General features: G+C 38.6%; 11 protein-coding genes. 8 read left to right on the top strand and 3 right to left on the bottom strand.

Going from position 1 to position 13,707, the window contains the following annotated elements; translation table 11 throughout:
* Positions 1–3 precede the first annotated feature (3 nt).
* Both ABVM49_RS06925 and ABVM49_RS06920 read right to left on the bottom strand, forming a co-directional pair.
* A complete protein-coding gene (locus ABVM49_RS06925; RefSeq protein ID WP_375252881.1) occupies positions 4–504 on the bottom strand; it encodes a hypothetical protein in 501 nt (166 codons plus the stop codon).
* Positions 505–683: 179 nt separating this feature from the next.
* On the bottom strand, positions 684–3,377 hold the full coding sequence (locus ABVM49_RS06920; RefSeq protein WP_405203589.1) for a DUF5916 domain-containing protein: 2,694 nt from the start codon (positions 3,375–3,377) through the stop codon (positions 684–686).
* Positions 3,378–3,671: 294 nt separating this feature from the next.
* Here ABVM49_RS06920 and rplM point away from each other — a divergent pair, with 294 nt between their 5' ends.
* From rplM to tsf, 4 genes are all read left to right on the top strand, one after another.
* Positions 3,672–4,127 carry a 50S ribosomal protein L13 gene (gene rplM, locus ABVM49_RS06915; protein WP_021778118.1) on the top strand — a complete coding sequence of 152 codons (456 nt, stop codon included), beginning with the start codon at positions 3,672–3,674 and terminating at the stop codon, positions 4,125–4,127.
* On the top strand, positions 4,128–4,514 hold the full coding sequence (gene rpsI / locus ABVM49_RS06910) for a 30S ribosomal protein S9 (protein ID WP_021778117.1): 387 nt from the start codon (positions 4,128–4,130) through the stop codon (positions 4,512–4,514). It abuts the gene before it with no gap.
* Positions 4,515–4,723: 209 nt separating this feature from the next.
* Positions 4,724–5,524 (top strand): 30S ribosomal protein S2, encoded by an 801-nt coding sequence (gene rpsB, locus ABVM49_RS06905; RefSeq protein WP_021778116.1) that lies wholly within the window; start codon positions 4,724–4,726, stop codon positions 5,522–5,524.
* A gap of 90 nt (positions 5,525–5,614) precedes the next feature.
* Complete coding sequence (tsf, locus tag ABVM49_RS06900; RefSeq protein ID WP_405203588.1) at positions 5,615–6,580, top strand: translation elongation factor Ts; 966 nt, start codon at positions 5,615–5,617, stop codon at positions 6,578–6,580.
* A gap of 76 nt (positions 6,581–6,656) precedes the next feature.
* Here tsf and ABVM49_RS06895 read toward each other — a convergent pair whose 3' ends face one another.
* Positions 6,657–7,355 carry a spondin domain-containing protein gene (locus ABVM49_RS06895; protein ID WP_405203587.1) on the bottom strand — a complete coding sequence of 233 codons (699 nt, stop codon included), beginning with the start codon at positions 7,353–7,355 and terminating at the stop codon, positions 6,657–6,659.
* A 214-nt stretch (positions 7,356–7,569) separates the two neighbouring features.
* Here ABVM49_RS06895 and pyrH point away from each other — a divergent pair, with 214 nt between their 5' ends.
* The 4 genes from pyrH (at position 7,570) to ABVM49_RS06875 (ending at position 13,659) form a co-directional block, all read left to right on the top strand.
* On the top strand, positions 7,570–8,277 hold the full coding sequence (gene pyrH, locus ABVM49_RS06890) for a UMP kinase (protein WP_021778113.1): 708 nt from the start codon (positions 7,570–7,572) through the stop codon (positions 8,275–8,277).
* A gap of 55 nt (positions 8,278–8,332) precedes the next feature.
* Positions 8,333–8,890, top strand: a complete 558-nt coding sequence (gene frr, locus ABVM49_RS06885) for a ribosome recycling factor (protein WP_021778112.1) — start codon at positions 8,333–8,335, stop codon at positions 8,888–8,890.
* A gap of 79 nt (positions 8,891–8,969) precedes the next feature.
* Positions 8,970–11,090 carry a DUF5686 family protein gene (locus ABVM49_RS06880; RefSeq protein WP_405203586.1) on the top strand — a complete coding sequence of 707 codons (2,121 nt, stop codon included), beginning with the start codon at positions 8,970–8,972 and terminating at the stop codon, positions 11,088–11,090.
* A gap of 151 nt (positions 11,091–11,241) precedes the next feature.
* Positions 11,242–13,659 (top strand): RND family transporter, encoded by a 2,418-nt coding sequence (locus ABVM49_RS06875; protein ID WP_405203585.1) that lies wholly within the window; start codon positions 11,242–11,244, stop codon positions 13,657–13,659.
* Positions 13,660–13,707 lie beyond the last annotated feature (48 nt).

Here is a 13,707-nt window from a genome sequence, read left to right as displayed (position 1 = left end):
ATACTATTTCCTCACATATGTTGAGACTGCGGCAAGATTATTAAAATCTCCGTGAGGATAATTATTGAGATGATCTCTATTAAGAAACTCTTGAAACCTTAAGGTGTCAAGATCTTGTGACAATTCTCCTATTAGACCCGTTTCTATAACAACCGTATTACCATTAATTGTGTAACTGGGTGCTTGTATGTAATTTTCAACCACTATGCATACAAATTCCATAAGGTGATCACCGTTCTCGGTCACGCAAGTTGTAATTGCATAAGGCGGTATGACAGTATTTTTTGCTGTAAAGGTTATTTCTTGAGGATTGAGTACCTGCTCATTTTCTTCAAGTAAATCTGTAGAGGCAACGCCATCATTGTTTAAGTCTATGGCCGTCTCTACAGTGTAAGAAATTTGTCTATAAGTCGCCTCTGCAATAGGAGACTTTTCTTTAGACTCATCTGTACCACAACTTATAAAAGCAAGTAGTAATAGTGAGTGATATAGACTTTGTTTCATTTATTTTTTTTAACTCGACAAAGATATAACGTATTAATCGTAGTTAAGGATATACCGTTAAAAATTATTTTTCTCGCACATCACTTAATGTAAATATGAGATGTTACGCTTTCGCGAAAGCGTAAAAAACCCCAAAACCTACATACAAGTTTTGGGGTGCATTTGGGGCGTAATTTTTATTACAGCACAAATCTATACGTCCATTTTACTAAAAATGTATTCCTGATTTGCTGCCCAAGTATCTGACTATCTGCTGCGTCAAAGAGGCTATCTTCTGTAGAGGCACCACCTTCGATACCTTGTGACCAGACTAAAAATAATTCAGAGCCTGGCTTATATTCCCATCTCGCAACGAGGTTAGATCTAAATTGAACGAAGTTAAAATCTGGATCTCCAAAGGCATAATCTACACTTCCATCCTCATCTTCATCTACAGCATAACCACCATCTACAGTACTTATTTGGTTTTGATTAAATAAGGTTACTCGCTTGTTAAGATCTTCGTTTTCACTATCTGCTACATAGTTAAAATTAGTATAGGTTCCTTTTGCTATAAACGGCTGCGCATAATACTGTATGGTAAAATTAGGGTTGATGTTATAATTAACACGTAGTGTCGCACTCAACGTTTCTTGATTAATCGCTCCTGTTATATACCTCGTATTATATTGAGCAGGCTCGTAAGCTTGTTGAGATACATACTGCGTTCTGTTTGGGTTTTTCTCATAGACTGTAGAGAGTGACAAACTTAATGCATCTAGCGGCTGGTAGTTAAGTCTAAGCTCGTACTGATTAAATGAGAAGTTATTTTGCTTTGCTTGCGAGTTTACATAAATAGCAACTGCGCTTAACTTTTTACGCTGGTCTGTACCAGCAGCCACAAAGTAAAAGTTTTCTTCATTAAACCTCCAGCGTGGTCCTCCTCTCAAAAATGAGTTTATAAATATGCGAGGTTTGTGCGCACCACCTACTTCTGTAAACCAGTTGTTTTTCCAGTTTATCTCTGCTCTACCTTCATACTGAATACGATTAAAGTTACCTTGAAAATCATACTGTGTAGTTTGCTCCACACCTACATTTGCTCGTCTATACCAAGAGGTAGAGTTGTTCCAGAAGCGTCTTACACTTGCAAATTGTACAATACGGTCTGCACGACGCAAGAAGCCTATATCGTTAAGCTCTAGACCTGGAGACCTCCAGTTACCCCCTAGCTCATAGCGCCATTTACCACTACCTCTACCTATGGCAAGATTTCCTCCTGTACCGGAGAGGCTTGTAGCATTTGGGTCTACCGCTACGTGGTCTGCATCTACACGTTGATATAAATGTGTAAGTGAGGTTTGTGTATTGAGTATAGCCTGAGGATCTCCGTTAACACGACTTATAATCCCTCTACCAGTTATGTAGTACTTACGATCTTTCCAGTTATGGTTAAAATCTATACCGCCGGAGTAGGCTTGTGTATGTAAGAAGTCTAAGCTACGCTCCATATTACGTGTTGTGTTTGTAAATATGGCTCCTATAAAAGAGTTACGATCATTAAAATCTTTTTGAACTCTACCCACAAAGTAGTTTGTAAGAGGCTCTACCAGTTCTTCTCTTTTTGTACCTAGCTCATCGCTAAGCTCGAGTTGTGTTGTGATTTCTTCCCTATTATCTAGCTCTATCTCTGCAAACTCTTTTGCTGTGACACTTTCTAGTACACCTATAGTCCAACCGTTTTTAGTTTTTCCGCTAAACTTTGCTGCACCTAGTATAGTCGTGTTAATAGGGAAATCTTCATACTCTCCCTTACTTGGGTCTGAGGTAGTAAATCCTTGTGGAGTCCTCCCTATACGTCTCGGGAAGAAAACATTATCTGCACCACCACCTACTCTAAAATCAAAGACACTTTTATTTTCGACAAAGAAAGGTCGACGCTCTTGAAAGAAAATCTCAAATCCATCTAGCGCTATAGCTCCAGGGTCTGCATCTACTTGCCCAAAATCTGGATTTACCGTAAGATCGAGTGTAAGATCATTTGTGATACCAATTTTTGCATCAAGACCTACATTGCCACTAAAGTCATCCCCATCTCTAAAGGGATTACCCGCCTCTTCTTCAAAAGTATCGTACTGCCCCAGTACAAAGGGTTGTATTTCTAATTGCTTTTGAGGTTTTATTCCTTTTATACCTCGCAGCTCTCCAAACTCACTTACCCACCCAGGAGGATTTGCCGGCAGAGGTTGCCAGGTAGAACGCTCTTCATTTGCAAAGTAGCGTCTTGTAGACTGTATACCCCACACCTGCTCATCATCTGCACTAAAACGCAACTGACTTAAAGGAATACGCATCTCTGCCGTCCAGCCTTCTTCATCTTCTGAGGTGGCGAGATACCAGATAGGATTCCAGCTGCTATCAAAGTTTCCGTTATTTGATATAAACTCATCACCTTTTACTCCAGAGGCAGAGGCTGTAAATGAGAAACCTGTACGATCGTCATTATAACTATCTATATTAATTTCTACCCAATCACCAGGAAAGTCATCACGGCGGCCTAATCTTTTTTCTAGTTTTGACATATCACTCTCTAAACAGTGAAAGGCTACATACAGATTTTTTGCATCATAGGTGATTTTCATCTTAGTTTGCCGTGTAGGCGGTGTGCCTACATCTGGCTCAAATTGTAAATAATCTGTAGACCACGGCACGCTAGCCCAGGCACCGTCAGATAGGTTTCCATCTATTTTAGGCGCATCACCGGTAAAGGTATTTGTGGTATAGACTTTTCTTGCTATGGCTATTTTGGTAGAGTCTACTTGAGCAAGTAAAGACAAGGAACTTAGAAAGAAAAGAATGATTACTGCTCGTAGGCTATTGACTGTAAGGTACATTAGGTTGTTTTTGGTTGATGATATTAGAAAGACTTACAAAAACAAGCGTTGTGACAACCTAAACAGTTTTTTAAGATTTTATTAACTTTTGTGGGGTAAAATACCGCTTTCGCGAAAGCGTAAATATCACCTATTATATAGACCGAAAAAGTATTGTAAATGATAGATTATATTATTGAAAAAAAATGCTTACAAAATATAGTGATACAGAGGTTTGTGTGATAAATAATTTTATGTACTTTTGCAAACCCGTTTTTAGACGGGAAATGGAATGTTTAATTAAAATTAATTAGTGTGGACGCATTAAGTTACAAAACAGTATCTGCAAACAAAGCTACCGTAAACAAGGAGTGGGTTTTGATAGATGCAGAAGGACAGACGCTAGGACGTATGTCTTCTATCGTAGCTAAGTTTTTACGCGGTAAGTACAAGCCTAGTTTTACACCTCACGTAGATTGTGGAGATAACGTTGTTATCATAAACGCTGCAAAGGTGCAATTATCTGGAAACAAGTGGACGGAAAAATCATACATCCGTCACACTGGATACCCAGGAGGGCAACGTAGTCTTACAGCTAGAGAACTCTACGATAAAGATCCAACACGTGTAGTAGAAGCTGCCGTAAAAGGGATGTTACCTAAAAACAAATTGGGGAGTGCAATCTTCCGCAACCTTAAAGTGTATGCAGGAGCAGAGCACGATCAGGAAGCGCAGAAGCCTCGTGCCATTAACCTAAACGAAATCAAGTAAATGGAGACTTTACACAAAATCGGTCGTCGTAAGACCGCAGTAGCTCGTGTTTATCTTACTGAAGGAGAAGGTAAAATCACTGTAAACAAAAAAGAACTGAACAACTACTTCCCTACTGGAACATTACAGTACAAAGTAAACCAGCCACTTGTTTTAACAAACAACGAAGGTAACTTTGACATTAATGTAAACGTATATGGTGGTGGTATCACTGGTCAGGCAGAGGCTATCAGACTTGCTCTTTCTAGAGCGATGTGTGAGCTAGACGAAGAAAATCGTCTTATCCTTAAGCCAGAAGGTCTTCTTACTCGTGACCCAAGAATGGTTGAGCGTAAGAAATTTGGTCAGAAGAAAGCACGTAAGAAGTTCCAATTCTCAAAGCGTTAATATATCGCTTCACTTGCAAGTGGCTCAGGCTATATGGCAAGCGAGATTTAGAATTACTTATTTTTTAAAAATTTAAATTAATTGAAATGTTGTCGTTGCTTATTATGCTTTCGCGAAAGCGGAATCTTAATAAGGTTAGTTTAGCATCTAAACTTCGTAACACGGAGTTGCTAATTTTAATGTCCAACGGAACGTAAACTATTACAAAAATGGCAAACAACATCGAAATAAAAGAATTGCTTGATGCAGGTGTACACTTTGGACACCTCACAAGAAGATGGGATCCAAATATGGCACCGTATATCTATATGGAGCGTAACGGGATACACATCATCAATCTTTATAAAACTGCAGCAAAAATTGAAGAGACTTGCGAGGCTCTACAAAAGATTGCTGCTTCTGGTAGAAAAATACTCTTTGTAGCTACCAAAAAACAAGCTAAAGATATCGTAGCAGAAAAAGCTCGTAACGCAAATATGCCGTACATCACAGAAAGATGGCCTGGTGGAATGCTTACTAACTTTGTTACTATACGTAAAGCAGTTAAGAAAATGCAGACAATTGACCGTATGAAACAAGATGGTCGTTTTGATACACTTTCTAAGAAAGAAAAACTACAGATGAACCGTCTTCGTGAGAAGCTTGAGAAAAACCTTGGTTCTATATCAGATATGACACGTCTTCCTGGCGCTCTATTTGTTGTAGATATTAAGAGAGAGCACATCGCGATTAAAGAAGCTCAAAAATTAAACATTCCAATTTTTGCAATGGTAGATACTAACTCTGATCCAAGAGAGGTAGATTATCTTATCCCTGCAAATGACGATGCTTCTAAATCTATCGACAAGATCGTAGGTTTTGTTTCTGACGCTGTTAGCGCTGGTCTTGCAGACCGCAAAGCTGGAAAAGATGCTCAAAAAGAAGGTGCAGATGCTCCTAAAAAAGAAGCAAAAGCTCCTAAAGCTAAGCCTGCAAAAGCTGCCGTAGCTGCAAGTGAAGAAGAAGAGTAAATAACATTAAGTTAATACTAAAAGGTCGTTTAATTCTTTTCTTTGCGGAAAACGATTAGACGACTTTTTTCAATTTTAAAACATATACAAATGGCAAACATAACAGCCGCAGACGTAAAAAAATTAAGAGAAGCTACTGGTGCTGGAATGATGGACTGTAAAAAGGCCCTCGTTGAAGCAGAAGGTGATTTTGATAACGCAGTAACTGTACTTCGTAAGAAAGGACAAAAAGTTGCCGAAAAGAGAGCAGACAGAGACTCTTCTGAAGGTGTTGTTGTTGCAAAGATTAACGATGCAAACACTCGCGGAGTTGTAGTATCACTTAACTGTGAGACTGACTTTGTTACTAAGAACGATACATTTGTTGAACTTGCTAACAAAATGGGAGATATCGCTCTTTCTGTAAATTCTAAAGATGAGATGCTTGCTGCAGACTTTGATGGAATGACAGTTGCAGAAAAGCTTATCGAGCAAACTGGTGTTATAGGTGAAAAAATTGAAATAGGTGGTTACGAGACATTAGAAGCTCCTTTTGTAGGTTCTTATGTACACGGTAACAAAATAGGTGCTCTAGTAGGACTTACTGCTGCTACAGATAATGCTGCAGAGGTTGCAAAGAGTGTATCTATGCAAGTTGCATCTATGGGTGCGACTACACTTTCTTACAAAGATTTTGATCCAGCATATGTTGCATCAGAAACTGAAGCAAGAATCGCAGCTATCGAAAAAGATAACATCGAGCTTGGACGTCTTGGTAAGACTTTAAAGAATGTACCTCAGTACATCTCTATGTCGCAACTTACTCCTGAAGTACTTGCAAAGGCAGAAGCAGATATCAAAGAGCAGTTAAAAGCAGAAGGAAAGCCTGAGCAAATCTGGGACAAAATTGTACCTGGTAAAGTTGAGCGTTTTGTAGCAGATAACACTACTCTAGATCACGAGCAGGCACTACTTGACCAACGTTTTATTATGGACGACAGCCAGAACGTAGCAGAATTTGTTGCTTCAAAAGGTGATGCATCTGTACAAGGATTTAAAAGAGTTTCTTTAACTTAAAAGTTTTAGAACTTATCCATAAAAAAAGCCTCCACATTGTGGGGGCTTTTTTAGTTTATAGAATGCTTGAATTCTATTAATTTCTCGTGATAGTGAGATTTCCTAAACTCTCTACAAAAGGACCATCACCAGCATATGGGGCATCTACACAAATTCCTATTGTGTTATTTTCTGAAACAGAAGATGACTCATAAGTTTCTCCTGCCTTAGTACCAGCATCAAGCAATACAAGACCTGTTTGAATCTCTTCCTTAAGAGTATTACCATCTACAATATCTAGTGATGCGGCTCCTACAAACCAATCTGGACTAGGGTTGAGCTTTGCTAGAAAAGTCACTCTTGTTCTAGTTGGTGTAAAAGTAATATCAAAAGACGATGTTCCTACAGCACTAGCATTACTAGCTGTTTGAATTAAAAACAAACCTTCACTTTGACCTTGCTGACTTTCTAAAGCAGTAGCTAGCGCATCTACATCTCCAGACTCTGCATACGCAGCAAGTCCATCATTTGCGACACTTCCAGTTTGGAAAACATCTATATTAGGAGAATGTATGATTGCGACCACTGGACCAAAGCTAGGGTTACTTGGATATTCTTCGGGAAACATTTCTTCACTAAATGATGTTTCAAAACTAAGTGTATACTCTGCTGTTGCATTTCCTTCAAAATCAGTCCCGCTATCTGGTTCTCCGGCAGGACTACCATCGTCATCACCACAACTAAGTATTACCAGACTAAGCACTATTACAAAAGCATATTTAAATTTAAATTTCATTTCCTTGTTTTGAGTTTGTTAATATTTATTTTCAGGCGTGAGTTCTAACTCACCTATAAGGAAACTAAAGATACTAAAGAATAGTAGATGCGGGGTAAGCTTTTATAAAATCTAACCCCTAATCATCACTTCACTATTTAAATAATGCTGGTTTCTTACATTATGTGATTTTAAAAAAAGGTTTAAACATTATATTTGCATAATCTTAGATATTATGAAATACAAAAGAATTTTACTTAAGCTTTCTGGTGAAGCATTAATGGGAGAACGTCAATATGGTATTGACCCAAAGCGTCTAGCAGAATATGCAGAAGATATCAAAGCAGTAACAGAAAAAGGTGTTGAAGTTGCTATTGTTATAGGTGGTGGTAACATCTTTAGAGGTGTAGCCGGAGCAAGCAAGGGTATGGATCGTGTACAAAGTGATCATATGGGAATGCTCGCAACGGTTATAAACGGCCTAGCATTACAAGATGCGCTTGAAGCCGCAGATGTAAAAACAAGACTTCAGACTGCTATAAAAATAAATGAAGTAGCAGAACCTTTTATAAGACGTAAGGCTATGAGCCACCTTAGAAAAGGGCGTGTAGTAATCTTTGGCGGAGGTACTGGTAACCCTTACTTTACCACAGACTCTGCAGCTGTGCTTAGAGCAATAGAGGTTGAAGCAGATGTAATTTTAAAAGGAACTCGTGTAGATGGTATTTATACAGCAGATCCAGAAAAGAATACTGACGCTGTGAAGTATGATCATATATCATTTGATGATGTACTAAGTAAAGGGCTCAAAGTAATGGACACAACTGCATTTACCCTAAGCCAAGAAAATGAATTACCTATCATTGTTTTTGATATGAATACACGAGGCAACTTAATGAAAGTTGTTTCTGGAGATGATTCTATAGGTACTACTGTAAACTAAGAACACAGAATATTGGCTCAATTTTTGTAAACTTGTTATCACAATTAATATTACGATGAACGAAGATTTAAAATTTATAATAGATAGTGCAAAAGAAGCGATGGATAATGCTATCACACACTTAGGAAAACGCTTACTCACCATTAGAGCTGGAAAAGCTAGTCCTGCAATGCTTCAAGGTTTAATGGTAGATTACTACGGGAGTCCAACGCCTCTTAGTCAGGTAGCAAATGTAGTTGCACCAGATGGTCGTACAATATCTATCCAACCTTGGGAGAAGTCTATTATTCAAGAAATAGAAAAAGCCATTATAAATGGTAATTTAGGCTTCAACCCTATGAATAACGGTGAGAGTGTTATAATAAATGTACCACCACTTACTGAGGAGCGTCGTAAAGAGCTTGTAAAGCAAGCGAAAGCTGAAGCAGAAGATGCAAAAGTAGGTGTGCGTAATGATCGTAAAAACGCAAATAACGATATCAAAAAAGTAGACAGCGCCTCTGAAGATGAGAAAGCAAATGCCGAAGTAGATATTCAAAAACTTACTGATATTCATATCAAAAAGATAGAAGAAGTTCTGGCTAATAAAGAAACAGAGATAATGACTGTGTAATTACTTACAGTAGTTAAACAATTACAAAAAGCGACCTCTTGGGTCGCTTTTTTGATACATTTACGTTACAACAATTTATATGCGTATAATTTTCGTATTCCTTTCGTTTATCTGCAGTGCTACACTAAGCGCCCAAACCACACTTACAGCAGATGCTATAGTGCAAAAGGCAATTGATAACAAATCACAAAATGACCCTCGAGAAGCGCTAGAGTCATTCTCGCTACACGCATATGAGAAAACGATTATCACAGACAGCCTCAACGGGAGCTCACACAACTTCTTTTCTGAAAAGGCTAGTCTAGTACAATATGACCGTGAGAGCGACTTTACAGAGGAGGTTATGGGCTACCAGTTGGCTGGTTTTAAAAACCCTAGGTATGAAGTCTTTGCAGTAAACATACAGTCTCGCTCGTTTTATGACAGTGATTTTGTCATATTTAATAATAGATATGCCGGCATCCTTTCAAAAAGAGGCGTACGCAATTACAACTATACACTTCAAGAAACCGCTCCTGGAGAAGATTACATTATTTCATTTACCCCAAAAGCACCTAAGCGCATCCCGGGGCTAACAGGAACTATGGTACTCGACAGGGAAACCCTTGCTATAAAAGATGTCAAAGTACGTATAAACGATAAGCTCAATATCGTATTGAACCAAGAATACACATACCTAGAAGATAATGAGATTTACTTCCCAGTGCGTAGGGAGTTATTTTTAGACAAAGGAGAAGAAGATAGAAAACTTTCTTTTTTTAAAGGTCGTATCTCAATAGGCACTATTGAAAATGAGGTTGTAGAAAATATTGTGAGCCGTAAGTTTCTCGTATCGACTACCACAATGAGTGATTTTAAGATTAATGAAGGTATAGATAAAGAACTCTCAAAATATGCCATCACCTTTGACAAAGAGGCAAACAATAGACCAGAGGATTTCTGGAAAAAATATCGTTCAGAAAACCTCACTACCAAAGACAAGCGAAGCTTTTCTGAAATAGAAAAAATAGTAAATGCCGAAAATATTGAACGTAGACTTGGCACTACAAACAACTTTAGCATAGGCTATTTTAGTTTCAAAGCTTTCGATTTTGATCTTACCTACCCTGTAAAGTTTAATAACTATGAGGGATTACGACTAGGCATAGGCGGCGTTACAAATGAGTCTTTTTCAAAACGCTTTAGGCTAGAAGGCTACACAGCATACGGTTTTAAGGATAAAGACCTTAAATATGGTATAGGGGGAGGCTACTTACTCAACCCAGATAAAGGCGCTTGGATCTCTGCGACATATAATAGTGACCTTGAGGAAGTAGGTAACTATGCATATCTCACAGACCGTAGGGTGTACTCACTCTTTGAGCCTCGCCTTGTAAATATTACACAGTTTTACAAACACCGCACAACGCGCATTAATCTAGAGTACAGACTTACCCCACAAATATTATCTGAATTTCAAATTGCCCATAGACGCTTAGATCAGACCACACCCTACCGCTACAATAAAGATGGTGAGATTATACGTGATTATGATGTAACAGAGGCAACAGCATCTTTTAGATGGAGCCCGTCTAATAAATATTTAAAAACAGATAGCGATGTGCTTCCAGTTTATGAGGGTCACCCCATCATCTCTGGTCAAATCTCTCAAGCAGTAGACGGCCTAGGTGGCGATCTTGCTTTTACAAAACTGGCTGCAAAAATGTTTTATCGTGTAGACAGACTCAATAAAACGGCAACCGAAGTTCTTCTTGAGGGTAATATTGCCTTTGGAGACTTACCCATTACCCACCTCTTTCACGCATTTCCAAATGCGCCTACTAAGGAAACCATACTACAGCGATTCTCTGTAGCAGGAGTTAATAGTTTTGAGACAATGTATTTTGGCGAGTTCTTTTCAGATAGATTATTTACTGCTCAAATAAAGCATAGACTCGCACCTTTTAATATCTCAAAGCGCTTTAAACCAGAGATGGTCTTTATAAGTCGTTTTGCGCTAGGCGACATACGCAATCCAGAAGACCACCTTGATATAGACGCTTTTGGTTCATTAAGTAAAGGATATACTGAGACGGGTTTTGAACTCAATAAGCTTCTTTTCGGCTTTGGTACGAGTTTGACATACCGTTATGGGGCCTACCACTTACCTAACTGGGAAGATAACATTGCTTTTAAGTTTACCTTCAACCTAAAACTTTAATCAATAGGCCTAGCTGTTTATATTTTTATGAACCTAGGTTAATTTTTTTACGCTTTCGCGAAAGCGGTCTACACATTACCCACAAGCCGCTCGCATTTTCTCCAAGTATCTGCTCTCAAAAGAATATCTTTGCACGGCTTAAAACAAGGCAATGGCAAAATTTCTAAGTAAGGGTTTCTGGGAATCGGTAGCGAGTATTATACTACGCAACCGTCCGTTAATAATCATTCTTGTCTTAGCGTTTACTGTATTTTTAGGATTTCAGTGGCGTCATATGAGATTTACATATACGGAGGCAAATCTTCTGCCAGATGACCACGAGGTAAATCTAGAGTATCAAAATTTTAAAGATAAATTTGGCGAGGAGGGTAACCTCATCGTGCTAGGTATACAAGACGAGCGGCTTTTTACACCAGAGATACTTACCGCTTGGAATGAGCTCTCTGCTAGAATTGCTCAGGCAGATGCGGTTGCACTTTCTTTATCACTTAAGGATTTAAAAATACTAGACAAGCAAGAGGAGCCACAGCGTTTTGACCTTGTGCCTTTTATGACAGACAGTACGCTCACCGCAGAAAGTGCTGCTAGTTATAGAAAGTTACTCTTTGACGATTTACCGTTTTACGAAAATCTTATTTATAATAAAGAGACCGGTACCGTACGCTCTGCGGTATATCTCAAAAAAGATTTAATAAATACACCAGCCCGTAGGGACTTTGTGGTGAACGATCTCATCCCTGCCATTGCAGATTTTGAAGCGGCACACGATATTAAAGTTCGCACTAGTGGTATGCCTTACATACGCACACTTAATGCTCAAAACATTATAGATGAGATAGGCATCTTTGTGGGTGCAGCATTACTGGTGACTTCATTTATATTTTTCTTCTTCTTTAGATCTTACAGAGCCACTTTTATCTCTATGGTAACGGTGATAATAGGTGTGATGTGGGCTTTTGGGTTTTTAGGATTACTAGGGTATGAAATCACTGTACTTACAGCTATCATCCCGCCGCTTATTATTGTGATAGGGATTCCTAACTGTATTTTCTTAATAAATAAATACCAGCAAGAGTATAAAAATCACGGTAACCAAGTAAAAGCACTCCAGCGAGTGATTACTAAAGTGGGTAACGCCACCTTAATGACTAACATTACTACGGCCTCTGGTTTTGGAACTTTTATCTTAACGGAGAGTTCGCTACTTAGTGAGTTTGGTGTCGTGGCGAGTATAAATATCATTGCGATATTTTTATTATGCCTTCTCATCATTCCTATTTTATATAGTTATATGTCTCCTCCTAAGGAGAAACACCTCAAGCACCTAGGTAAAAACTGGATAGAAGGTTTTGTAGACTGGATGGAACGTATGGTGCGCAACAGGCGTACAACCATTTATGCATCAAGTGTATTATTACTTGCATTAAGTATTATAGGGATCTATCAAATACGTATCTCTGGCTCGCTTATAGAAGATATGCCTAAAAAGGCTGGCTTCTACAAAGACATCAAGTTCTTTGAAGAAGAGTTTGATGGGATTATGCCGCTTGAGATTCTTATAGATACCAAGAAAAAACAAGGTGTAATGAAGCTCTCTACCCTCAAGAGAATGGAAGAGCTAAGCACTACAATAGAAGAGCAACCAGAGCTCTCTGCTCCTATCTCTATTGTAAATCTTGTAAAGTATGCAAAGCAAGCTTACTTTAATGGCAACCCTAAGTATTACCAACTCCCTACCAGCAACGAGCGCAACTTTATACTGCCGTATGCAAAGAGTTTTGATAATAACGAGAACCTTATGGGAGCCTATGTAGACAGTACTGGGCAATATGCTAGAATCACTACATTTATGAAAGATGTAGGCACAGACAAGATGGAGCGTGCCGAAGAAAATATACAGCTCAAAATCGATAAACTCTTTCCAGAAGAGCGCTATGAGGTGACAATGACGGGTACAGCTCTCGTTTTTCAAAAAGGAACAGACTACCTCGTGATGAACCTCGTGATAAGCTTATCACTAGCCATATTACTCATTGCTTTATTTATGGCGTGGATGTTTAAATCACTACGTATGATTATTGTATCCCTTATCCCTAACCTACTACCACTACTTGTTACAGCAGGTATGATGGGCTTTATAGGCATCCCTATCAAGCCATCTACGATTCTTGTTTTTAGTATTGCCTTTGGGATCTCTGTAGATGATACAATACACTTTCTTGCCAAATACAGACAAGAACTTAAAGCAAACAAGTGGAAGATTAAAAAATCTGTGTATGCCTCGCTACGTGAGACGGGAGTAAGTATGTTCTACACTTCTATTGTGCTTTTCTTTGGCTTCTCGGTATTTATGATAAGTAGTTTTGGCGGTACAGTAGCACTAGGCGGTCTTGTGAGTGCAACGCTATTATTTGCAATGCTTGCAAACCTTTTGTTATTACCATCACTCCTACTCTCTCTTGAGTCTGAAATTGCAAATAAAGATGTCTTTAAAGAACCTGCACTTCAAATTGTAGATCGTGAAGGTGATGAAGATCCGGCTGGCACTAAAACTAAAGACAAGCAATAAGCTTGTAAACACATACTAGTGACTATTGCACTTTTATAAAGCTAAGCG

Source organism: Dokdonia sp. LLG6352-1 (assembly GCF_045055815.1).
Classification (GTDB): Bacteria; Bacteroidota; Bacteroidia; order Flavobacteriales; family Flavobacteriaceae; genus Dokdonia; species Dokdonia donghaensis.
The sequence above is the reverse complement of the archived record's forward strand: the minus strand, read 5'-3'. Positions and strand labels throughout refer to the sequence as shown.